Source organism: Parashewanella sp. 2304DJ23-3, assembly GCF_056591695.1.
The window spans coordinates 94413-118346 of the sequence record NZ_JBWQOH010000005.1 but is presented as its reverse complement, the minus strand read 5'-3'; the positions used below and the strand labels follow the sequence as shown (position 1 = coordinate 118346).

Below are 23934 nucleotides of genomic sequence, written 5' to 3'. Positions count from 1 at the left end.
ATTTTTAAATAGCATCATATATCAATTCCTAAACGAAAATCATATTTGTAAATGTTAAGTAACATTTTTGCTATTTGATCATTACGATAACGATTGTTATCATATGTAACCAATAGGTTTCACAATGAGGTTGTAATGATCGATGAAATATTCCAAGCGTTAGCACACCCTCATCGGCGTCAAATCATAGATTTTGTACATCGGACTCCAGGTTGCTCATCGGGTGAGATTGCAGCCCTGTTTGAGAGCAGCCGTATCGCCGTTGCAAAGCACATAAAAATACTGCAAAAGGCACAGTTGTTACTTATCGAAAAGTCGGGGCGAACCAAGCTGCACTATTTTAACGTAATGCCAATTCAAACCATCTATGATCGTTGGACCGATCAATACAGTCAGTTTTTTTCAGCACCGTTGAACAGTTTCAAAGATTATGTAGAGCAAAATCAATTAGAAGAACAAACTCAACAAAATGACGAGGAACACCATGGAAAGATTGCCTAAGCAAATGTTTAAGGTTGTGATAAAAGCACCTATTCAGACGGTATGGGACGAGCTGACGAAACGTGAAGGTTTGTGTGCCCACTTCTTTAATGCTCGGCTTGATACTCCCTCGATGGAGCCGGGTAACCCAATACGAATGCGCAGTGGAAAATACACGTCCGTTGTGGGTGAAGTAATAGATTGGAATCCACCTTATCGATACAGTCACAGCTTTAAGTTTACTAATTTAGATGATCCATATTGTAAGGTCACCTATGAATTGAAAGAGGTTGAGACAGGAACCGAGTTAACTCTCATTAACGAAGGTGTGCCAGTTGGAACCAAAACGGCAGATTACATGGCGCAAGGTGGCGAATTCATTACGCAAACGCTCAAAGATATTATTGAAACGGGAAAACCGTCATTCAAGCATCGTTTTATTTTAACTATGATTTCAATGACGGCATTTATGACACCGAAAAAATGCTTAAGTGAGCATTGGGGTTTTGAGCGAAAAGATGAACCACTAAACTTTTAAAAATAGGCAGTTAACAACCATTGGAAATGCCGGGAGTGAACCCAAATGAGTCCGGCAATATTCATCAGAGTCGTGAGCCAAAACAATCGTCGGAAGCTCACTTTACTGGTTTTATGCCTAAACCAATGCTGCGCAAGCAGCGCTCCAAACCAACCTCCAATCAGGCTTAATACGTGTAAATGTTTTTCAGGTACTCGCCAGCCGTCTTTTTTAGCTTGGATTTTATCCCATGAGTAAAATGCGAATGAAATGACTGACAACAAGCCATACCAAAGTAATAATTTTTTCGAAATAAGATTGAAGCACAGGCCAACACTGAAAATAAGAATGAAGCTATAGGCAGTAAATAAAGAAATAGAGTGTTCAGTTCGGCTCATACTTGTCTTAAATCAAGTGCAACGATTGCAAAGTTTATAGAAAGCCGATTATGCTACAGCCATGAATAAATTGCAGTAGGCAGAACCTATTATGACAGTTGCAAAAATTGGTATTGTTACCGTAAGCGATCGCGCCAGTCGTGGTGAATATGAAGATTTATCTGGTCATGCAATCATTGATACGCTAAATGATTACCTCACCTCCGAATGGGAGCCTGTGTACCAAGTGATCCCAGATGAACAGGACTTGATTGAGTCGACACTAAAAGACATGGTAGACAATGAGCTGTGTTCATTAGTTGTGACAACTGGTGGAACCGGCCCTGCTAAGCGAGACGTAACCCCTGAAGCGACTGAAGCTGTATGCGATCGCATGATGCCTGGCTTTGGTGAATTGATGCGCCAAGAATCATTAAAATTTGTCCCTACAGCGATTTTATCTCGCCAAACAGCCGGCCTGCGTGGCAGTTCGTTGATTGTTAATTTACCGGGTAAACCGAAGTCTATTCGTGAATGTTTGGACGCAGTGTTTCCAGCGATTCCTTATTGCATTGATTTAATGGAAGGTCCATTTTTAGAGTGTGATGAAAGTGTGATTAAGCCATTTAGGCCTAAGGCTAAATAGAGTGTGTTAAGTGCGTAATTGTTAATAATTGAAATTGCGTACTTAAAAAACTACCACCCATTTATCTTCTTTATCTTCTTTATCGTTTTCTTTCTTTGGGGTGACACTTTTCATCTGAATGTCGTTACTCTTGGTTCGTTTATTTGATGATGCGGAGGTCATTCTTCTTTCTTCTGCTAATAAGATGTCAAGGCACTCTTGCAGTTTCTGGCTTCTTGTTAGGGTATCGCATTTTGATATTTCTGCTTTTATCAATGTTGCAGGGGTATTACCTAAGTCATCTTTTAATAATACGAGCTCATCATGATGTTCTACTAAATATTTAGTCAGCTTAACGGAACCTGATGAAGCTACTTGGTGGAGTATTGTTTTTCCATTATCGCAAGTGGCTGTTAAATCTGTTGTGCTATTTTGTAATAAAAATTTGAGGGCTTCAGATGTTTCATTATATGCTGCATAGAAAGTAAGTGGAGAACCAAATGCACCTTTTATGTTTGTATTTAGGGAGTATTTTTTAATCAATTCGATAGCTAGCTGAGGAGCAATTCCTACTAACATACATAAAACGGGCGCTCTATAGGAAGCAAGCTCAGATCTTGGGGATGTTGAGCGTTCTAAAGTACTTTTATCTTTGAGAAAGAGTTTTATAACCTCCGCAGGGCATCGAGTAATTAAACCATACATAAGTGAGGTTTTTGAGATTGAGCCGTCTTCTTTCTCCACGAGTAGAGTGTTCATGGTATTAAATAGATCAACGTCAAATTCAGCGAGAATTTTGAAAGTGTCCAAGCTGATCTCTTTAAATCTGCGAATAGCTTGATTTAATAATGCTTTCTGGTCAAGCAAAGGTGTAAGCGTTTTAATTTTTTCTGGAGATAAATAACCTAAAATAGCTACGTCTTGTTGCACTTTATTTTTGAGTTTTTGAGTCGTTTCGTTTTCTAAAAGCTTAGCTGTTAAAAAGGGTATGTATACAAAACCGCACAGTTTTCTTTGTTGGCTTGATTTTGATCCCGACATTATCGATTTGATTTGCTCTTGCTTAGATGGCAAAGCCCAAAGCTCATCAAATGTTGCTTGCAAGGGAAAATGTAAAACATCATCATAAATATCTGAAGCTGATGCTTGTAGCCCAGATTTAGCTAACTTCCCTGCACAAAGAGTAAAAGATTTTATATCATGGACTTGGTGTGCAAAACCTAACAAAATAGTAAATGCATAAGACGTGGGTAAATCAATCAGATCTACGTTATTGAATAAGTGTTGTGCCTCAACACTTGGACAACCTACTTCACCATTTTGTTTTATAAAAAGAGAGAACGGCCCTTGGCAAGTGATGCTAAAAGGTAATTGCTCAGAAGAAGGAACTAAAGCTGTCTCAACTTCAATTCCTTCATCTCCTAATGTTAAGTGATTAAAGTTGCAAGCAATTTTTGTATGCCAGTCCTTATAAATTTTGCTTTTTTGTTCTGGAGTTGAACAGCTTTTCTCGTTTAATGTAATCGGTTGCCCTGTAAGTTCCGATAAACCTTCTTCAAGTGTTTTTGTGTCTTCAGTTTTATTTTTACTGGCATCTAATTTGTCCATTTTTTTAAGCATCGATTTAGTACAATGGCAAACTAATGCAGACGGCAACAATAAAGTCTCTAATTGCTGTCGAAACTCTTCGAGCTGCTCTTTTACACTTTGTTCAATGCTGATGTTAATGACTGAGTTAGGAACATCATCAATAAGAAATTCTTTCTGACAATATTTAAGAAGTTGAATTCCATTCAAATGAAGGAGTCGATGAGAACGAAGAAAGTCATAAGCAAATGAAATTACAATCTCTCGGATTATGGTATGTACACATTTGTTGAGTTTTGGATTTTCACAAATACTCATCATTAGTACACAGTAAGATAATTTGTTGGGTTCAAGCTCTTTGTTTTCAACAACAGATTGAGTCAATTGTTCTAATGCTTCAAGCTTTGCAGCATATTCTGATAGGCTAACTTCCTCATTGCTTTTAGGTAAAAGAGCAATTAGACGTTCAAGTAATCGATGTTTATAAGGAAAGGCCGCTAATTCAATTGTAGCAACAATCGATTCACCTTGATCATGCGATAGTTTCAGGTCTGATAAGTTAGCTTTTATAAAGGTTGATAATTCGTTTGACTGCGATGTAGTTATAGAAGTTGAAGAGTTAGATTTCATTTCCTGTTGGTCAAGGGGAATTTGATTAAAGCTAGCGGGGTTCAATGTACTGTCCGAATATTGAGAATCTACTTTTAAGCTTGTCATAATCAAATATATTGCAATGAAAATTTTACATTATCATTCAATAAGTTAATTAATGATGGATTTTGGATTAACATTAATTAACTAAATTGTTTCTCTGGTGTACTTTGTCTTTAAGGTATATCTCATACTATTGTTATAGGCGTGTTAATAATGATGAACGACATGCTTAATATAAGTCCTACTTTGTTTCTGGTATAATGCGCTGCTTTTTTATCATTGCGGCGCACTTTTTATGGCTGCTTTCAGCGACTACAGGTAACCCATGCAAGTTGAATCCACTTTATTTTCCTATAAAAAATACAGAGCTAAGAACTTCGAGCCAGCTCCGTTTTTACCGATGTCCAAAAAGGAAATGGATAAGCTTGGCTGGGACAGTTGCGACATCATCATCGTTTCTGGTGACGCTTATGTCGATCATCCGAGTTTTGGGATGGCAGTCATTGGTCGTATGCTTGAGGCGCAAGGTTTTCGTGTGGGTATCATTGCTCAACCTGATTGGAAGAGTAAAGACGCCTTTATGCAGCTGGGCAAACCGAACTTATTTTTTGGTGTGACTGCCGGTAATATGGATTCGATGATCAACCGATACACTGCGGATCGACGCATTCGAACCGATGATGCGTACACGCCTAATGATGAAGGTGGTAAACGCCCTGATAGAGCGGTGACGGTTTATACTCAACGATGTAAAGAAGCGTTTAAACACATTCCCGTGGTAATTGGCGGCATTGAAGCCAGTTTACGCCGTATTGCCCATTATGATTACTGGTCTGATACCGTGCGACAAAGCGTTATTTTTAACGCTAAAGCCGACATTTTGATTTACGGTAATGCTGAAAGACCACTTGCTGAAGTCGCACATCGTTTTGCAGCAGGGCAAAGCATAGATCAAATGCAAGACATTCGTGGAACAGCAGTCATTCGTAAGGAAGCTGTACCTGAATGGAAAGGGGTGGATTCAAAAGAAATCGACCAACTGCATAAAATTGATCCGATCCCAAATCCTTACGGTGCTGACGATGTGGGTTGTGAAAAGTTATCTGGTCCGACGGATAAGAAAATTTTTGATAACGACGCACCAAAGCCGATATCTGTTCAGCCTTCTCGTCCAAAACCGTGGGAAAAAACCTACGTTTTATTACCTGATTTTGAAAAAGTAAAAGTTGATAAATTCAAGTACGCTCATGCATCACGTATTTTACATCAAGAGCAAAATCCTGGCTGTGGACGCGCGCTTTTTCAAATGCATGGCGCCCGTGGCGTGTGGGTAAACCCACCTGCATGGCCACTGAATACCGATGAAATGGATGCAGTATTTGATTTAGCTTACAAACGTGTGCCACATCCGTCTTACGGAAAGGCGAAAATACCTGCCTATGACATGATCAAAACCTCCATCAATATCATGCGTGGCTGTTTTGGTGGTTGTTCATTTTGCTCGATTACAGAGCATGAAGGCCGGATCATTCAGAGTCGCTCGCAAGAGTCGATCATCAAAGAAATTAAAGACATTCAAGACAAGGTACCGGGCTTTACTGGTGTGATTTCTGATTTAGGTGGCCCAACAGCCAACATGTATCGTTTGGGATGTTCGAGTGAGAAAGCCGAAACCACCTGTCGTCGTTTGTCGTGTGTGTTCCCAAGTATTTGTGGCCATTTAAATACCGACCATAAGCACACTATTGATTTGTACCGAGCGGCGCGTGATGTGCCGGGCATCAAGAAGGTGATGATTGCATCGGGTGTGCGTTATGACTTGGCGACTGAAGACCCAAGATACGTTAAAGAATTAGTGCAGCACCATGTCGGCGGCTATTTAAAAATTGCGCCTGAGCATACGGAAGAAGGCCCGCTGAATAAAATGATGAAGCCGGGCATGGGTACTTACGATAAATTTAAAGAACTGTTTGATAAATATTCCAAAGAAGCGGGTAAAGAGCAGTATTTGATCCCGTACTTTATCTCAGCGCATCCGGGCACGAAAGATGAAGATATGCTGAATTTGGCCTTATGGTTGAAAGAACGCAAGTTTAAATTAGATCAGGTGCAAAACTTTTATCCGTCGCCAATGGCCAATGCGACTACGATTTATCATACCGAATTAAACTCACTGAAAAACGTTAAGAAAGACAGTGAAGTGGTAACGGTACCGAAAAAAGGCCGTCAACGTAAATTACATAAAGCCTTGTTGCGTTATCATGATCCAGCTGGCTGGCCACTCATACGTGAAGCTCTGCGAGACATGAAGCGCGAAGACTTGATTGGTAACAGCCCACACCAATTAGTCCCAGCTGAAGGACGTCATGAGCGTAATGCCATTGCCAAGCAAAAAGGGCAGAAAGCGAAGCCCGGTGAGAAAGGGTTAACGCGTTTTAGTGACAACCAGTTTAACAAAGGTCAGTCGAAAAAGCGCAGCAATGGTGCAACGAGTGATTCAAAAAGTAATGGCCAAAGCCGCAATAAGCCTAAAAGTTCAGGTCGTAAAGCACCGTTTGGCAAAAGTAAGCCGTTTAAAAGCAATAATAAACAGCGAAGTGCTGCAGGATAAGGATTTGTATTAACATGAGTTTAGTGTGTTCCCATTGCAGTAAAAATATCAGTGTCACTAAAATTGCTGAGCAGCGAGGTCAAGGTTTATCGGCTCAGATCCGCTGTTATCATTGTGATGCTTGGCTAGGCAAAAGCGTTAAAATCGCTAAGCTAAAAATGTTCAGCTTTTATGCATTAGTTGTTTTTGCTGCAGTTGCGTATTTTATGCCCGAATTGAAAGTTGCTGGGATCATTTTGAGTATCTTTGCAGGTATTGGTTTGATGATCAGTCACTTCATGGATCATTTATTTACCGTTGAACGGCCACCAGAAGAAGATGTTTCAGAAGAGTTGAGAAAGTATCGCTAATAGCGATACTATTAAAATAGTTAGGCTATAATAAAACGTCATATTCCCAGAGTTCTTTGCTGTAATATCATCGTTGGAAGTATTTAATTAATTGCATATCCATTTCTGGCGCTTTCAGCAGCTAAAGCTTCTAAGTATTCCTCTTCACTGAGAGCCGCTATCACTTGTTGTCTTTGTGAGGTGCGGTTTGTTTCTAGTGCTTTTGCTGATCTATATTCATTTTCGCCGAGTATATCGATAAGATCTTGTTCGGTCATTTCACCTGTCGACTGCTGTTCTTGAGTTTCTTGTTCAGGTATTACTGATGCTTTGTTTTGTACCGATGTGTTGTCTAATGTCGAATCAGATTCAGTAGCATTTGTTTCAGACGATTCCTGTTTTGGTAATGCCTTAGGTTTTAAAACCGTACAATCTTTATGGTAATGTCTTAGAGAATAGCTGGCTTTAACTTGGCAACAAGAACATTCTACGACTAAATCTCGTAAAGCCTTATCTAACTTGGTATCAACTTTCGATCTAACTGTGTAGCTTGCAAGCTCTGCTCTACAGCTTGGGCATGTTTTGTTTCCATAACTATCCCGATACTCTTTGAAGCAAGGTTCGCATGCATTATGGCCTTCTTTGTTTTTACCACAAAAATTCTTAATAGCAGGTTTTACAAGACATATCGGGCATTCGTGAATGAGCTCCTTTTGATTATAAAAAGTCCACTCTATCTCCTCAAACTTTACTTTATTTGGTGAAGAAGAGTTAGAAGCACTGATTTGGTTTGGAGTAGGTACTGGCGAACCTTCGCTTCGAGTGAGAGCTGTAGCCATTTGCTACTCCAAAGAACTTTATTTAGGTAATAATTTATTACTATTTAAATTCCTTAAATTCAACAATATATAAAATGATTAATCTAAGGTTCATCCTGCGGACTTCATGTTTTTCGATACCTTCAACTACCTAAAAATATTGACCTAAGCGTTTTGAACTACACTCATTGAGATGATTTCAGAATGGAAGTTGAATTATGTTGAGTGTAAGAAAGTTAATGTCTCCGCTGTTACTCATTGCCATATTTTCCGTTTCAGCTGAAACACAAAACACGCATTCACAAAAGTTTAAAACGGTAGCACAGAGTATTATCAGAGACAGTGAATATGGGAGTCTAGTGAGTATTGATAAATATGGCTACCCGAAGTCTAGAACCGTTAAGTTCAGCCAGCCAAATGATGATTTTGTGATTTGGATTGCGACTAAACCAAATACTCGAAAAGTTTCTGAAATCAATTCAAACCCCAAAGTTCAGTTTCACATTATTGCTGATGACTATAAGAGTTACTTAAGCATCATCGGTAAAGCAAGTTTGCATTCTAAACTTGAAATGACCCATCAACATGATTTTTTTGAGCCAAAGCTAAGAAAAAAGCTTTGGCCTGATTTCCCAAAAGATTATATGTTGATTCGAATTGAGCCTATTTGGGTCGAAATGTTAGGTCGCAAAATTTATCCTGACAGGGTTAATTGGAAGCCGCAGTACCTGTGTTTGCAATCGAATCATGGCGCTTGTCGATGATGCGTTTGTAGTTTGCAATTTCTTGTTCCCACTGAGCAACCCAAGCATCTAAAATTGGTTTTAAGTGTTTTAGGCTGAGTTGTTCTCTATCGTTTTCAAGTTGTTCACCATTACCTCTGAGTACCGTTGTAGCCAAAAGTTCGTTAGTATCAGCCAGAATCACTTTATTTTCTAAACGAATTTCAATATCTCTATCTCGAGTACCAAGTAAGTGTTTACCAATAGCTATGGCAGCACCAACAGGGAGTAACTCAGTTGGCTTTAGGTTTTCTTGAGAAATTTTTACCTGCGTAATTGCGGGTTCAATGATAAAGGTTCCATGTGTTGGTCTTGTGGTGATTGGAAAGTATTTAGCAACGATTTGACGGGTTTTAATAGTAAGGTAGCTTAGTATTTTATCTGCATTACTTCGCATAAATTGATTTTGCTCATCAAATCCAGGGTAGTAAATAACAGGTTTAATATAAAATGAAATGGGTTCAATTGGACCGTTTTCTTGCATGAGTTTAGGGCTAACCCAGCGATCTTGAATGAAGCCCTGAGCGTCTTTTATTTCTGTAAGTCTTTGGTAGTCAGCTAAATAACCATGCTTAAGTGGTTGAGGTTTAGTGTAACTACTGCAACCGCTTATGACAGCGAAAAATAGAGAAATGAAAAACAGCTTCAAACTTCGATTTAGTTTCATTGGTAATGCCTTGAGTACGTCCGACTTTCGCCAGACAACCTATCACCGACAGAGTTCTGAGTAAATAATTAATAAAAACACTTGAATAATGTTTGAACTAAAGCGAAAATCTCATTCGAACATCATTCGAATGAGATTTTATTTATGTGCCCAGCACCCAAATACAGTATCGAGCAGCAGGCGGAAATGATCCGACATGCTGCAGAGAAAGTCATAGAAGACTCCTCATTACTGGATTTCAAAATGACTGCGATAGCTAAAGAAGCAGGTTTGTCAGTAGGTTCGCTGTACAAATATGTACAGACTAAAGAAGATGTGATCATTGCGCTCGCCTGCGAAATGTTTATCCGTTTTTGTGATGTTGCAGATCAAATCTATTCATCTGCTCACTTATCTATGCCAGAAAAATTAATGTCGTTCATGTTATTGGCACCAGAAAAAGCCAATCGATTTAGCTTTGATATGGATTTAGAAATATTAGCTACCAGTGATCCCGTACTGCGCCGATGCTCGCCGATGTGGAAAGCCAAAATGCTCGAACTTGAAGACGATATGGACTCTATGTGCGAGCAAAAAACCAAAGATTGCTTTGAATCTGGAGAGTATTTAGGCGAACTCGAAGAAGTCATGGAAATTTCGATGGGAAATTGGGCGATGACAGTAGGCATGCGTCAAGTACGTAGCCACATGAAAATTAAAGAAAAGCACTGTCAGTCTAACGAAGACGTGTGCTTTGCAGGCGAAATGGCAATTAAAGCGATGAAGCGCTATATCAACGCATATCCGTGGAAAGCAGCTTTAACTGACGATGGTATTGAAAGAGCTAAGAAGAATTTAATGAGTTTAGGGTTACGTTAAACCTAGGTACTAGAACAACAATTGAGAATTTTTACTTACTGAACGATTCAGTAAAGATAACAAGGAAACACATTATGTCAGCTGGAAAGCAGCTAAAAGTCTGGAGCTTAACCCTTATTGCTGTAGCAACAATGGGCGTAGGGCTTTACTCATACAAATCATCACAAATTTCAGCGCAGGCTGCACAAACGATGCCAGAGTATCCTGAATTAGTGGGCGCAGAAAATGCGAGTTTAGTCGATTATAAAGAGCTCGTGCGTGTACCAGCGGAAATTATTGCACCTGATTCAGTACTGTTAACCAATGAGCTTTCAGGGAAAATTGTAAAACTGAATTTGAAAGATGGCGCTTCAGTTAAAAAAGGGCAAATGTTACTGCAGTTAGACATCAGCGAAGAAAAAGCCACATTAAAAACAGCAAAGGCCCGCGCTGAGCTAGCAAAATCTGATTTAAAAAGAATCAAAGCTTTATATAAGAAAAAATTGGCAGCAGAAGATGCTCTTGATAATGCCGTAGCCGATCTGAAAATTAATCAAGCAGAAGTAGAACGTATTCAGGCAATCATTGCCAAAAAGACGGTCTTAGCACCATTCGATGGTACTTTAGGGCTACACGAATACTCTGTTGGTGAATACCTGCCTGCCAACAGCGCAATTACCAATGTAGTGTCAAACCAAGGTCACCTTTGGGTCGATGTCAATTTATCACAAACACAAGCAAGATTGCTGTCAGATGAGAGCTTTACCTTAGTTGTTGATGGACAGGTTTTACCCACAGTTGCACAGGTTGTTGCAAAGTCACCGCTAATTGAAACGACAGCGCGCAGCCTTAAGCATCGTGCGTTACTGCCAAAAGCAGAGGCGAAAAACTTTACTCCAGGCGCGTTTGTCGAAGTGTTGATCAAGCAAGGCAGCGCTCAACCAACAATTCGATTACCTAAGCAAGCGGTATTGCGTCAACAAGCTACGCGTTATGTGTACGTCATGGTACCAGCAGACCCTGGCACTTACCGCGCACAACGCCGCGATATCACACTATTCCAAGAAGACGGTCAATACAGTTATATCACTGGCGGTTTGAAACAAGGTGAGAAAGTGGTTACTACAGGCGCATTTAAGATGTACCCCAATAAACTCGTTACCGATCAGCAGCAACCAGCACCGGCTGGCGCTGCGCAGTAAGGAAGCAGCATGTCAGAACAAAGTTATCCAAAACGCATTACTGATGTGTTTGTTACTCGTCCTATTTTGGCAGTAATTTTATCCTTGGTCTTGGTGCTGATTGGCAGTATTTCAGCGATGAAATTGCCAGTGTTGCAATACCCACAGATCGAAAGTTCACAGCTGGTGATTGATACTATATACGTGGGCGCTTCGGCTGATGAAATTCAAGGGTTTGTTACCGATCCAATAGAAAAAGCAGCTGCCACTATTTCTGGTGTTGATTATGTCAATTCAGAATCATCAGCTGGTGCCAGTAAAGTTACAGTGCAGTTGGTATTGAATGCCGACAGTACTAAGGCATTAGCTGAGTTGAATACTCGGTTAAGTCAAATTCGTTATGAATTGCCACAACAATCGCAAGATCCAAGTATTACGGTTACTCGTGCCGATAGACCTTATGCGTCTTTTTATCTATGGGCCGATACCAAAGAGTTCAGCCGCGCTGAATTGAGCGACTATCTTGTACGTCAAGTGAATCCATTGTTAAATGCGCTTCCCGGTGTACAAAGGGTTGGTGTAGAAGGTGGTCGCTCACCCGCTATGCGTATTTGGTTAAATCCAAGTGAAATGGCGATGTTGAATGTCAGTAGCAGCGATATTCAACAAGCACTATTACGCAATAATGTGGCAGCGACGATTGGTAATACTAAAAACTCAGTACAAAGTATCGATCTTGTTGCAAATACCTTGCTTGAAGATACTCCCGCATTTGAACAAATTACCATTAAAGAAGTTGATGGTCGCAGTATAAAACTGGGTGATGTGGCGACCATTGATTTAAGTGCAGAAGAAGCGACGGCTGAAGCGGGTTTCCGTGACCGTAACTCAGTATATGTATCGGTGTTCACTCAGCCAGGTGCGAATGAAATTGCAATTGGTGATGCACTTTATCAGCGATTAGAAACGCTCAATCAGTCGTTACCAAAAGATCTTAAGCTGAATATTGCTTACGATGCGACCAAATACATGCGTGATTCGATTAAGGAAGTATTCACCACTCTACTCGAAACTGTATTATTAGTGGGCATTGTTATTCTATTAATGATGGGGTCGTTCCGCACTGCTTTAGTACCATTGATCACGATCCCAATTTCGATTTTAGGCGCTGTGGCGGCTATGACTTTGATGGGCTTTTCACTTAACTTACTGACCTTGCTGGCGATTGTTTTGTCTGTTGGCTTGGTGGTTGATGACGCCATTGTTGTGGTTGAAAATGTCGCGCGTCATATGCGCAGCGGTATGAGTGGGCCTAAAGCTGCCTTGTTGAGTTCGCGTCAATTATTTACGCCAATTATTGGTATGACAATCACGTTGGCTGCTGTTTATGCACCGATAGGCTTCTTATCTGGTTTAACAGGTGTTTTATTTAAAGAGTTCGTATTCACACTAGCGATTGCGGTATTAATGTCGGGGCTGGTGGCCTTAACGTTATCACCGATCATGAGTGCTAAAGTATCGCCAGAAGGTGGTAAAGAAGGCCGATTTACTCAGTATATCAATGGTCGTTTTGCTCGTCTTGAAGAACTCTATAAAGGTTTTCTAACAGGAGCCTTTAATTATCGACCTCAAGTTGTTGTTGTTGCAATATTCATTGCAATGATGATTGTGCCGTTATACCTATTTTCAAAATCTGAACTGGCACCGACTGAAGATCAGTCGATGATTCAGATGTATATTGAAACGCCGCCTGAGTCGACACTTGATCATACAAGTGCACAAATGATGAGCGTGGTTAAAGGTGCAATCCAAACACCGGATAGTGCAGGTATGTGGCATATTTCGTTTCCAACGTTTGGGTTTGGTGGTTTGGTATTTGAGCCAACTGATCAACGTGAGCAGAGTACGCAAGAGTTGCTTGGGCAAGTGTACGGCGTGCTATCGCAATATCCTCAAGTTACGGCATTTCCTAATTTGCCAGCAGCATTACCGACTTCGGGTCAGTTTGATGTCGAAATGGTAGTGACGTCATCAGTACCACAAACAGAAATGGCAGCCTATGCTCAACAATTGGTTTATGCAGCATTTGGTAGCGGCAAATTCATGTTTGCTGATACTGACTTAAAAGTCGATTTACCGCAGATAAGCTTTGCGTTTGATAAAGCGAAAATTGCTGATTTAGGCATGACTATCAGTGATGTTAATGAACAGCTTTCGTTTTTGTTGTCAGATAACTACATCAACCGTTTTAATTTAGATGGTAAAGCTTACAAGGTGATTGCTCAGGTTGAAGATCGCTTCCGTAATGATCAACAAGCGATTCTTGAGCTGCAGTTATCGACGCCTGCTGGAAAATTAATACCTCTATCAAGTATTGCGACTGTGCAATCGAAAGCCGCTCCAAGAAAGCTCACCAAATTCGGACAGCGTAATTCGTTCCGTGTATTTGGCGGCATTAACGGCGGCAGTACCAAAGAAGAAGCGCTGGCATCACTAGAGCAAGCCGCTGCACAAATTTTGCCTGCGAGTTACTCAATTGACTATGTTGGTGAGTCGCGTCAATTACGTCAAGAAGGGAACACGCTGGTAGGCGTGCTTGGTGTGGCATTAGTATTTGTTTTCTTTGTGCTTGCGATTCAGTTCAATAGCTTCAGAGATCCGCTTGTTGTATTGCTGGGTTCTGTGCCATTAGCCTTATCAGGGGCGCTATTGTTGTCGTTTATGAACTTTACGACCATCAATATTTATTCGCAAATTGGTTTGATCACCTTGGTTGGCCTTGTAGCGAAAAACGGTATTTTAATTGTGGAATTTGCAAGACATCTGCAATTAGAAGGTTTGAATCGAAGTGACGCAGTTATTCAAGCTGCAAGCACTCGACTTCGCCCTGTATTGATGACCACTGCCGCAACCGTTCTGGGTCACTTCCCACTGGTATTAGTCACGGGTGCTGGTGCAGCAGCGCGTAACAGTATTGGTTTGATTCTGGTTGCAGGGATGATTATTGGTACCTTCTTCACCTTGTTTGTATTACCAGTGCTTTATTCTTACATTGCCGCTGAACATAACAAAGAACCTGAGGAAGAGTTACAAACCGCTTAGTCTATTACTTAAAATAATGAAGGGATTGATTTACAGTCCCTTCTTACTCCTAATTTTCAGTCACTTTCATCAGTAAACTATTTACAGGTACTGTATTGGGCGCAATACGGTCAAACATGCTGTTTGAATAACAGCCTTTGAAGGAAAGCATGCCTTCTCTTTCGTCGATTAGTGTAAGGTTAAAGCGATGCTCGATACCATCATTTAAGGTGGTAAACTCAACGATTAAGGTATTATTTTCAATACGCCAAGAGCCATTACCTTTTTGTCATGCCGTATAAAACAGCTAAAAAAAGAGCCCGTATTCACGAGCTCTTAGCGTTAGAAGAGAAGTTATTAATCTTCAACGATGTCTTTAACAAACAAGATAGGGTTTGATACGACACCTTTTGTTTCAAGGTCAAGAACGTGAAGCACCTTGAAGTGACACTTATGTACTTCACCATTTTCATTTTCAATACGCTTAAGCAACGTATAGTAAATGTGATGTATTTTTCCTGTCTCAGGGTTGGTAAAAGTAATTTTTACCGACGAATTATCAGGATGGAAAGTGTAAGTTGCTGGGTACTCATAAGGAACTTCTGAGTTAGTATACTTAAATACCATTGCAGTTCCTGAGTTTCCATCAGCAGTATCAAACTTAATTTTGCGATATGGATCACTGTCGTACTTACTTAAAGTAAACTCTTTACCAGAGAAATCAGCAATTGTTGAAACCGTTTCACCGTGTGTTTTACACTTTTTCGCAACTTCGTGGTATTGGTCACGAGTTTTGAGTGTTTCAGAGTAGGCTACTTTATTAGCCGCATCTTTCATTAAAGAATTTCCTTTATGACAAACGTGATCAAGATGGAACTCTTTATGTTCATGGTGCTTGTATCTCTGTAGATCTATTTGATCAACAATACTATCAATAGCAATCTTGTTTAGACCTTTTGGCATTTTAGGCAATGTCATACCAGCAGCAAGTACTTTACCATGACGCAGTGCACGATTTTCACCTTCACCTAGCTCAACGATAAATGCATGTTTATGCATTTTGTGTTCGCGGCCATAACTTGCAACTTCTTTTGGTAACGTAATACGGCAAATATCTACAGCGCCATTGCCAGTACCGAAAGATTGAGATTCCCATGTACTTGGCACTTCAGTTCGGAATAAGCTCAATCGATCTTCAGGTGCAGCATCACAGTCACCTTCGAAGTATTTCACATTACCGCGTTCACTGTCACCAGTAGCATCTTTCAGTTGTGCTCTGATACAACTATTGCCATCTACAGCAACGATGACACTTGTTACATCTTCATTTCGAGGACTATCTTCAGAAACAAACTCTTCGACAAAAATTTCGTCAAAGTTTAACGCTTGTGATACCACACCATCGGTGCTTTTTCTCAAGAAGTTACACAGTTTTGTGTCACCGTTTTCATCACTAACAATGGCACGTTTTATGTCACCATCGGCTGCCTTACACTCATTCGCTTCAGGTAAAAGGAAAACTTGTTTATCGTTAACGACAGTTAACTTGTGAACTTTAGAGCCTTCGATAAATTTAGCATCCTTAGCGACAAGGTAGCCCCACGATTTCTTCAAATCCGGATTCTGGCTTAAAAATGCATCGATAGAAACACCTGAAACATCATAAGCTTTTGATGTTGGTGAACGGCTTACAAAACGGTTCCAAGGATTAACTAACGTTATAGCCCCAGTTTCAAAGTTTGCTTCAGTGACTTCCCATGCGTGATAAGACTTCTTAAATTCACGCTCTGTTGTGTCAAAAACAAAATGATTTTCAAGCTCTGCCTCATCTGTACTACGCAAATAACCTGAGTAATCATCATGATCAAACTCTAAGTAGTAGTTAGCTCCGTGAGTATCTTCATCTTCTGAGTCATAATGGGTCACGCCATAAGATGGCGCATGATCTTCACCTTCTGGATTACCTACACCTAGAGTAGTTAAGCCACTGCTCGCGAAATATTCAGCAGTATTACTTTTTACTGCTGCATCCATCGCTTTAGTAAGTGGTATAAGATCAATCTTCTCTTCAGGCTTCAATGCCATACGGCCGTGCATCATATCTAGAACAGCACTAGGCTTCATGTTCATAGTGTCAGCATATGGAGCATATAGGGCTTTCATGTCTTCCATTAAGACAATGCCTTTTTCAGACATGATTGTATGAAGTGCACCTTGAACAACATATTCTAAATCGTCTAAATCTGATTCAGGAACAGAATCAATAATTTTTCCAGCCAAAGTCAATATAGATTGGCTAGCAAGTTTCACTTTCTTTGCTATCGCTTTGCTTTCGGCTGGTTCTTCAGGAGATGCCATGATCTCTGCAAAAGGAAGGTCGACATCAACGTTCTCTGGGAGGTTTAACGTTTCTCTTGCAGCGGCAATAACTTTTGGCTTTGCTACTGCAAATTCGGCCTCTGATAATTCGCCTTTATAGTTCATCCACATCTTGTGATCAACCATTGTTGTAACACCAGAAAATCGAATGACATCTGTATCTTGATCAATTGATGATAGTGGAATAACTCTGCCAGCAGGCGTAAGAACGCTTGCTCTTACAGGTTTGCTAGAAACAGCTTCTGGCACTTGCATAGAACAGTTACCCGTTGCTTCATCAACGGAAACAATTTGCTCACTCGGATCTGCTTTATAGTTATCATTAGCATCCACATAACACATAGCGCCTTTACGATGCATTGGATCAATGATATTTGCGGCTTTGGTAATGGTTTTGGCTGGTTCGATCTTTTCAGCTGGAACAGTTTTGCTGTTGTTATCGCTTCCACATGCGGATAAAACGGCAACAGCTATGCCTGTTAACAGGAAGTGTTGAACTTTCATTAAGTCGCTCCTTCTGACTTATAAAACGTACAAACGTATTACTGATTAAGTAAACTCGCTGATTAAGCGTAGAAAGGGTCTTATGATTGTGCAAATTTTACACTTTAGAATTAATGTTAGACTTTCAATGTATAAATCACAGACGATAAGGTAAGACATTGGCCTCAAGCTTGAGAACATTTATTGGTATACCTATTCCAGAAGAAATAATGGTTCCATGGAAATCCTGCTTGTATAAAATAGGCATCGATAACGTGTTGAACCAGCCGCACATTACATTGGCTTTTATTGGCAATTTAAACCAGAGCCAAATCGAACATTTAGATGGATTACTGCAACGAATTAAATTTCCAATGTTTACGTTATGCATTGCTGCAAGTGGTCATTTTTGTGTACAAAGAAAGCCGATTTTGTGGGCGGGTGTGAACCGTTCGAGTTTACTTATGGCGTTAAGGCAACAGGTCACCTTATGCATAAAGCAAGTAACAGAATTTAATGACCAACAGACTTTTGTACCTCATATTAGCTTAACGAGAAATGTCACTTTCACAGAATCGGAATTAGCAGAGGTTCATCAACAACTTCGTTCATTGCAAGCACAAACACAAGTCACTGAGTTTGGGTTGTATCATTCTTGTTTAACCAATCAAGGCCCTAAATATCAATGTACGGCTATTTATAATTCGCTTTAAGGAATTTAATAAACGCTTTGCATTTCAGTGATAGTGGCTTGTTTTTGTAGATGATATGAATGGGTTTAGCCTTGGGTTGTTCATCGTTAAGGATCTGAATCAGCGCACCTTCAAGTAACGCATTTTCGATTAATATTTTCGGCTGCAGTATGATGCCACTTCCTGCGAGCGCTGCACTTAATAGTACTCGCCCTGAGTTCGTTTGTAGTGGCATTGAGTTTGTCGTCATTTGCTGAATTCCCGTGCGGTTTGGAATGAAGCCTAAGCATTGATGAAGATTAAGATCATTAATCGATATTGGGACATCATGCCGATTGATATAACTTGGCGATGCCGCAAAAACCATTTGGTATTCACCAAGTTTTTGCGCATAGAGGCTTGAATCTTCAAGTTCACCGATTCTGATCAGAAAATCTGAGCTGTCTTGCATCGGATCGGTAATCCGGTTTTCACACATGAGTTCGATATTAATGTCTGGGTAACGCTCTAGAAATTGTGGGATCAATGGCGCTAATACAATCTCACTGAAGGTCACGGGTGCATTCAGTTTAATATTTCCGCTCGGGTTATGTTGCATCTGCTGCAGTTGGTTTTCGGTATTCAACAAGGTTTGTTGAATGTGCTTTGCGCTCTGATAGTAAAGCTTGCCTGCCTCAGTCAAAGACAGCTTGCGAGTTGTTCTGGTGAGTAACGTTTGCTTTAACTCGGCTTCTAATGCTTTTAAGTGCTTACCAGCCATCGTAGCGCTGATTTGATTGCTCTGTGCAGCATGAGTGATACTGTTTTGCTCAACGATATCGATGAAGATTTGTAGGCTTTTTAGCTTATCCATCAGTAATTATAAACTGTGGGTTAATAAAGTAGATAATCATAACTTGTTTATCGACGGTTTTGTTAGTAATAGACTGAGGTTTTGCGAAGCAAGGTTCATTACATGCTGCCTCAACAAGGTGTTCGAGTCACTGCCGTCATCGAGATTAATGCCGATCAGGATATTCAATCTGTTCTCAATACGATCCAACGTTTTTGTCAACAAATGGAGTCCGAAGATGGGTGCCTATTTGCGCAAGCAAGCCAAAATTCAGAGAATCCAAGACAGGTCATATTATGGGAAATCTATCAGGACGAGGATGCGATTGAAGCACATTTCAATATGCCGCACACTCAAGCCTTTATTAAAAGTAAGCAAACGTCCTTTATTAAAGGTTACCAAAGTCATTTAGTAGGAGGTGCAGTATGAAATCATTGAGTTGGGGTTTTTTAGGAACAAGTTTTATTTCCAGCGAAATGGCGACAGCTGTTGCTAAAGAGGGGCGTAGCAAAATCATCGCCGCCGCTGGGCGAAACGAAGCGCGCTTAATGGCTTTTGCACAGCAGCACCAAATCGAAAAGTCATACACCGACTTCGATGCGTTAATCAATGACCCAGATGTCGACATCGTGTACATAGCATTACCAAACCACCTTCATCATATCTATGTGGAAAAGGCAGCCAAGGCCGGTAAAGCCATTTTATGTGAAAAATCATTGACGGTGACTCTTGAACAAACCAAAGTAGTTGAAAAAGCACTGGCTCAGAATCCAGTATTTTTTGCAGAAGGCTTGATGTATTTGCATCACCCAGTGATCAAGAAGCTACTTGAATTGCTCAAACAAGGCGTGATTGGAAACATTAAGCAAGTTAATGCGAGCTATTGCGCCGCAATTAGCGAGTTTGTTAATCCACAGGGTGGAGGCGCCATCTACAACCTTGGGTGTTACCCTGCTTCGATCGCTTATCGTTGCATTGAGGCTGCAACGCCTCATTCGGCAAGTGATTACGAACTTAAAGCTGTAGGCCGGAAAGGCACAGATGGAAATATTTGTGAAACATCAGCAAGCCTGAATTTTGATGATTCGATTCAAGTTCAGCTCCATTGCGCTGAAGATTACGGTATGAAGTCAAGTTTACAAATACTCGGTGAGAAAGGCTATTTAACGTTCGACAGTAATCCTTGGTTACCGCAAGAGCAAAATTCTTTTCATTATGCAGAGTATGAAGGACTGGAAACGGTCGTGAATGTGGAAGCTAAGGGCGATGCATTCTATCACCAGGTTAAGCAAGTAATTGACGCTGTTGAACAAAATCAGCCTTCATTAGCTCATCCTCAAGCAACACTCGTTGACTCAATAAAGATTATGAATTGGTTGGTAACGTGGCACGAGCAGGCGCTGACACATTGAAAGTTACAAAATTGTCATTGAATTAACCGAAACCATTAAGTTAAACTCGGCTTGTTAAAGTCAAAGAGCGAGTACTTTTATTATCCGTTGGACATCGTTCTGGGTAATAAATGATAAAAATGATGCAGCAGTTGAAACGAGTGCAACTCAATCAATTACAGAAATGGTTAGCTATGGGGCTCAGTGCCTTAGTTTTACTATTGTCTGTTGCTGCATCAGCTCATAGTGTTGAACATATTAATCATGGATTAACTGAGCACTGTACACTCGCGTTTCACCAGCATCAATTTGCTAGTGGTCTTGCTAATTCAACCCCGAAACTGCCGATTCAAATTCAAAGTGTCATTATCAGTGAATTTGTTATCGCAGTTTGTGAAGCCCCCTTTACGGCATTTTATCGTAGCCGTGCTCCTCCTCAGTTTTCATTGTCCTAATCATCATTTATTAACGTTGAGATATCAGAGTCCGTTTATGTTTACGGCGCTCGTGTATTGATGTGATTGTTTTGATTTTACGTGGTTAAATGATTAATCATGTAAAGTTTGGCTTCCCTTTCTTATGTGCGCAAACAGAGAAAGCTGAGTCCGTGAACATCTGATATCTCCAAAAAGCTAAAAATAAAAATTACTCGATGGCAACGCCTTCCCTGAGGATAGCGCCGTCGAGACTTTGGAGAATGAAAATGAAAAAATTGGTTCCTACAACACTTGCTATGGTTATTGCTTCACTGACTGGACACGCTCAAGCTCAAGATACGTCAAATTTAAATGTCAGTGCAGTTTTGAATGGTTACTATCAGAGTGCAGATAAGGCTCTTTCAGAAAAAGCCAAAGGCTTTGGTTTGGGGGAAACGGAATTGGCGTTCAGTGGTGCGATTGATGATGCATTTTATGGCAAGCTCACCAGTGTGATTGAATCGGCAGATGGTGAAACGAATTACGAGCTTGAAGAAGCATTTCTACAAACGCTTTCTCTTCCGTATGGTCTCTCTGTAAGAGCCGGTCGCTTTATGTCTGATATCGGTTACCTGAATAATCAACATCTGCATACTGACGCATTTGTTGATCGTCCTGCAGTTTACCGTGCGTTCTTAGGTAGTCACTATTTCGATGATGGTATTCGTCTTGATTATGTTGCACCAACAGACATTTATTGGGCGATGGGCGTTGAAGCATTTAAAGGGCAAAAGTTACAAGCCGAAGAGTTGAATAGCGATGCAAAATCCGTTGGTGCTTACACGCTTTATTCAAAATTTGGTGGTGATATTGGTGAAAGTAGTTCTTGGCAGCTTGGTTTAAGCTATTTACGCAATGAAAACGGCCAAACTTTTGTTGCTGAGCATCATCATGAAGATGAAGGCGACCATGATGAGCATGAGCACGATGATGGGCATGCAGATGTGCATGACGAACATGGTCATGGCGATGGCGGGCATAATCATGGCGCATCGTTTACAGGTAAAAATTTATTTGGTGCAGATTTTGTGTATAAATGGGCACCACAAGGTAATTACAAATACCAACACCTAACATTGAGTGGTGAATATTTCCGTTTAACAGACACCTTCTTAGCGGATGAAATAGAACATCAACCTGAGTTTAATAAAGACCATCAAGGTTGGTATGTCAGTGGTGTTTACCAGTTCTCACCTAAATGGTCGACAGGTATGCGCTATGGCCGTCTTGATACTTATAACCTTCATGAAGAAGAGTTAGAAAGTGCAAGCTTGAAAGAAACTGAATTGCAACTTTCATATCACCACAGTCATTTCTCTGTGATTCGTCTGCAATACACGCATCAAGATGGCACTGAAATGTTCTTACCTACGGATGAAAATAGCATTACCTTGCAATTCATCATGACACTAGGAGCTCACAGTGCGCACCAGTTCTAAAATACTCTTGGCTACAGCCCTATTTGGGCTGAGTCAAATGGCTCATGCAGCACTGAACGTGTTTGCATGTGAGCCAGAATACGCTGCTTTGGTTAAAGAGATTGCACCAGAGGCAAATGTGTATCAAGCAACGACGGCAATGCAAGATCCACATATGGTTCAGGCTAGACCAAGCCTGATCGCCAAAATGCGCCGCACAGACCTTGTGGTTTGTGCTGGGGCTGACTTGGAGATCGGTTGGTTGCCAATGTTGCAATTGAAAGCGGCCAATCCAAAAGTTCGCGATCATCAAACAGGGTTGTTTTTTGCGGCTGAGCATACCAATACGTTGGGAAAATTAGATAAAGTAGATCGCAGCATGGGTGATGTTCATGCTTTAGGTAATCCACATTTACATTTTTCTCCTCAGCGTATGTTAGAGATTGCTGATGGCTTAACAGCGCGTTTAATTAAGTTAGATGCTGATCATGCCGCTCAGTACCAAGCGAATTTTGATGCATTTAAAATCAAATGGCAGCAAGCCGAAATTAAGTGGAAAAAACGGGCGCTACCGTTAAATGGTAAAAGCGTGATCGCCTATCACAGTAGCTTTAGTTATCTATTTGATTGGTTAGGTATTAAGCAGGTGGGGGATTTAGAGCCTAAGCCGGGTTTACCACCAACCACGAGTCATTTAGCTCATTTACTTAAGGTGACAAAACAAGAGCATGTTGCTGCCATTATCGTATCTTCATACCAAGATCCAAGAGGCGGTGAATGGCTAGGCAACAAGGCAGGCATTCCTGTTGCTATTTTGCCTATGTCCATTGGCGGTGATAAACACAGTAAGGACTTGTTCTCACTCTATGACTCGGTTATCACTAAGTTGTTAAAGGTGATGCATTAATGTTTGACCTTCTCGACATTATTCTACCTGCCTTCGTGGCAGGGTTATTGGTGCTATCTACGCATGTAGTGCTTGGCCGCCAAGTGCTGAAACGTGGGATCATTTTTATTGATTTAGCGATTGCGCAAATTGCGGCGCTGGGTGCGATTGTGGCAAAAACACACCATGATTTTGACGCATTGCCGCTCATGCAATTTATCATGCCTGCCGTGTTTGCACTTTTGGGTGCGGCATTAATTGCATGGCTCTCTAAAAAGGCACCTAAAGAGTTAGAAGCATTAATTGGTTGTCTATATGTAGTATCTGCGGTGGCGGCATTATTGCTGCTGGCCAATGATCCGCATGGCGCTGAGCTTTTAAAACAGATTATGTCAGGTCAAATCTTATGGGTTGATTGGTCTCAACTTATTGGGCCCGCAATCATCTATATCATGCTGCTCATGCTATTGGTGTTCACGCCAAGTTTACTCAGTGGGCGAGCATTTTATTTTGTTTTTGCGATTGTCATTACTTTTTCGGTAGAACTCGTTGGCGTGTACTTAGTGTTTAGTACGCTGATTATGCCGGCTTTAGCATCGCAACCTTTTAAAGGAAAAAAAGGCGTCGTCATTGCGCTGAGCATTGGTCTTTTGGGCTATGTGGCTGGGTTAATGGTTTCCGTGACTATGGATTACCCTAGCGGTGCCTCTATCGTAATGTGTTTAGCTGGATTTTCTTTAATTGCTCGGGTCGGATATGCCTTTAAAACAAAAGGTATTATTAATTACTAACTGTCATTGATGTACGCCCATCATGGGCGTACATTGTCTC

At 40.7% G+C, this 23934-nt stretch carries 22 protein-coding genes; 16 read left to right on the top strand and 6 right to left on the bottom strand.

The features are described 5' to 3' along the window. Positions 1-135: 135 nt before the first annotated feature. Positions 136-501 (top strand): winged helix-turn-helix domain-containing protein, encoded by a 366-nt coding sequence (locus AC1EU2_RS11865; RefSeq protein WP_480298489.1) that lies wholly within the window; start codon positions 136-138, stop codon positions 499-501. Then, positions 485-1018 carry an SRPBCC domain-containing protein gene (locus AC1EU2_RS11860; protein WP_480298488.1) on the top strand — a complete coding sequence of 178 codons (534 nt, stop codon included), beginning with the start codon at positions 485-487 and terminating at the stop codon, positions 1016-1018. Before AC1EU2_RS11865 ends, AC1EU2_RS11860 begins: the two co-directional genes overlap by 17 nt. Here AC1EU2_RS11860 and AC1EU2_RS11855 read toward each other — a convergent pair. Then, entirely contained in the window at positions 1015-1395 is a 381-nt protein-coding gene (locus AC1EU2_RS11855) for a DUF1294 domain-containing protein (protein ID WP_480298487.1), read from the bottom strand. The two genes, AC1EU2_RS11860 and AC1EU2_RS11855, sit on opposite strands and share 4 nt — an antisense overlap. A 91-nt stretch (positions 1396-1486) precedes the next feature. Between AC1EU2_RS11855 and mog the strand changes: the two genes are divergently transcribed. Beyond that, positions 1487-2020, top strand: coding sequence for a molybdopterin adenylyltransferase (mog, locus tag AC1EU2_RS11850; RefSeq protein ID WP_480298486.1), 534 nt, complete (start codon positions 1487-1489; stop codon positions 2018-2020). Positions 2021-2062: 42 nt separating this feature from the next. On the opposite strand, the gene AC1EU2_RS11845 is transcribed toward mog, so the two are convergent. Then, positions 2063-4303 (bottom strand): ankyrin repeat domain-containing protein, encoded by a 2241-nt coding sequence (locus AC1EU2_RS11845; protein ID WP_480298485.1) that lies wholly within the window; start codon positions 4301-4303, stop codon positions 2063-2065. Between the two features lie 262 nt (positions 4304-4565). Here AC1EU2_RS11845 and AC1EU2_RS11840 point away from each other — a divergent pair, with 262 nt between their 5' ends. Both AC1EU2_RS11840 and AC1EU2_RS11835 read left to right on the top strand, forming a co-directional pair. Continuing rightward, positions 4566-6851, top strand: coding sequence for a YgiQ family radical SAM protein (locus AC1EU2_RS11840; protein WP_480298484.1), 2286 nt, complete (start codon positions 4566-4568; stop codon positions 6849-6851). Between the two features lie 14 nt (positions 6852-6865). Next, positions 6866-7201, top strand: coding sequence for a hypothetical protein (locus AC1EU2_RS11835; protein ID WP_480298483.1), 336 nt, complete (start codon positions 6866-6868; stop codon positions 7199-7201). Between the two features lie 83 nt (positions 7202-7284). Here AC1EU2_RS11835 and AC1EU2_RS11830 read toward each other — a convergent pair whose 3' ends face one another. Beyond that, the gene (locus tag AC1EU2_RS11830) at positions 7285-8019 is read right to left on the bottom strand and encodes an RING finger protein (protein ID WP_480298482.1); all 735 of its coding nucleotides are present in this window, start codon (positions 8017-8019) and stop codon (positions 7285-7287) included. A gap of 197 nt (positions 8020-8216) precedes the next feature. Here AC1EU2_RS11830 and AC1EU2_RS11825 point away from each other — a divergent pair, with 197 nt between their 5' ends. Next, complete coding sequence (locus AC1EU2_RS11825) at positions 8217-8762, top strand: pyridoxamine 5'-phosphate oxidase family protein (RefSeq protein ID WP_480298481.1); 546 nt, start codon at positions 8217-8219, stop codon at positions 8760-8762. On the opposite strand, the gene AC1EU2_RS11820 is transcribed toward AC1EU2_RS11825, so the two are convergent. Continuing rightward, on the bottom strand, positions 8707-9447 hold the full coding sequence (locus AC1EU2_RS11820) for a DUF3313 domain-containing protein (protein ID WP_480298480.1): 741 nt from the start codon (positions 9445-9447) through the stop codon (positions 8707-8709). The genes AC1EU2_RS11825 and AC1EU2_RS11820 overlap by 56 nt on opposite strands. 144 nt (positions 9448-9591) lie before the next feature. Between AC1EU2_RS11820 and AC1EU2_RS11815 the strand changes: the two genes are divergently transcribed. The 3 genes from AC1EU2_RS11815 to AC1EU2_RS11805 all read left to right on the top strand — a co-directional run bounded on the left by AC1EU2_RS11815 (position 9592) and on the right by AC1EU2_RS11805 (position 14567). Beyond that, positions 9592-10305 (top strand): TetR/AcrR family transcriptional regulator, encoded by a 714-nt coding sequence (locus AC1EU2_RS11815; protein ID WP_480298479.1) that lies wholly within the window; start codon positions 9592-9594, stop codon positions 10303-10305. Positions 10306-10379: 74 nt separating this feature from the next. Next, positions 10380-11486, top strand: coding sequence for an efflux RND transporter periplasmic adaptor subunit (locus AC1EU2_RS11810; RefSeq protein ID WP_480298478.1), 1107 nt, complete (start codon positions 10380-10382; stop codon positions 11484-11486). 9 nt (positions 11487-11495) lie between these two features. Further along, on the top strand, positions 11496-14567 hold the full coding sequence (locus AC1EU2_RS11805; RefSeq protein ID WP_480298477.1) for an efflux RND transporter permease subunit: 3072 nt from the start codon (positions 11496-11498) through the stop codon (positions 14565-14567). Between the two features lie 336 nt (positions 14568-14903). Here the strand turns inward: AC1EU2_RS11805 and AC1EU2_RS11800 are convergent, their stop codons facing one another. Continuing rightward, on the bottom strand, positions 14904-17429 hold the full coding sequence (locus AC1EU2_RS11800; RefSeq protein ID WP_480298476.1) for a hypothetical protein: 2526 nt from the start codon (positions 17427-17429) through the stop codon (positions 14904-14906). Positions 17430-17587: 158 nt separating this feature from the next. On the opposite strand from AC1EU2_RS11800, the gene thpR reads away from it, so the two are divergent. Further along, positions 17588-18121: an RNA 2',3'-cyclic phosphodiesterase gene (gene thpR / locus AC1EU2_RS11795; RefSeq protein ID WP_480298475.1), complete on the top strand. Its 534-nt coding sequence runs from the start codon at positions 17588-17590 to the stop codon at positions 18119-18121. On the opposite strand, the gene AC1EU2_RS11790 is transcribed toward thpR, so the two are convergent. Further along, entirely contained in the window at positions 18102-18953 is an 852-nt protein-coding gene (locus AC1EU2_RS11790) for a LysR family transcriptional regulator (protein ID WP_480298474.1), read from the bottom strand. The two genes, thpR and AC1EU2_RS11790, sit on opposite strands and share 20 nt — an antisense overlap. 102 nt (positions 18954-19055) lie before the next feature. Between AC1EU2_RS11790 and AC1EU2_RS11785 the strand changes: the two genes are divergently transcribed. From AC1EU2_RS11785 to AC1EU2_RS11760, 6 genes are all read left to right on the top strand, one after another. Continuing rightward, positions 19056-19361 (top strand): putative quinol monooxygenase, encoded by a 306-nt coding sequence (locus tag AC1EU2_RS11785; RefSeq protein ID WP_480298473.1) that lies wholly within the window; start codon positions 19056-19058, stop codon positions 19359-19361. Then, positions 19358-20344, top strand: a complete 987-nt coding sequence (locus AC1EU2_RS11780) for a Gfo/Idh/MocA family protein (RefSeq protein WP_480298472.1) — start codon at positions 19358-19360, stop codon at positions 20342-20344. The genes AC1EU2_RS11785 and AC1EU2_RS11780 overlap by 4 nt, the downstream gene beginning before the upstream one ends. 110 nt (positions 20345-20454) lie before the next feature. After that, on the top strand, positions 20455-20778 hold the full coding sequence (locus AC1EU2_RS11775) for an ABC-type zinc uptake system zinc chaperone (protein WP_480298471.1): 324 nt from the start codon (positions 20455-20457) through the stop codon (positions 20776-20778). A 242-nt stretch (positions 20779-21020) separates the two neighbouring features. Further along, positions 21021-22238 carry a hypothetical protein gene (locus AC1EU2_RS11770; RefSeq protein WP_480298470.1) on the top strand — a complete coding sequence of 406 codons (1218 nt, stop codon included), beginning with the start codon at positions 21021-21023 and terminating at the stop codon, positions 22236-22238. Between the two features lie 37 nt (positions 22239-22275). Beyond that, positions 22276-23124 (top strand): metal ABC transporter solute-binding protein, Zn/Mn family, encoded by an 849-nt coding sequence (locus AC1EU2_RS11765; protein WP_480298572.1) that lies wholly within the window; start codon positions 22276-22278, stop codon positions 23122-23124. Next, complete coding sequence (locus AC1EU2_RS11760) at positions 23124-23894, top strand: metal ABC transporter permease (protein ID WP_480298469.1); 771 nt, start codon at positions 23124-23126, stop codon at positions 23892-23894. The genes AC1EU2_RS11765 and AC1EU2_RS11760 overlap by 1 nt, the downstream gene beginning before the upstream one ends. The last annotated feature ends 40 nt before the right edge of the window (positions 23895-23934 follow it).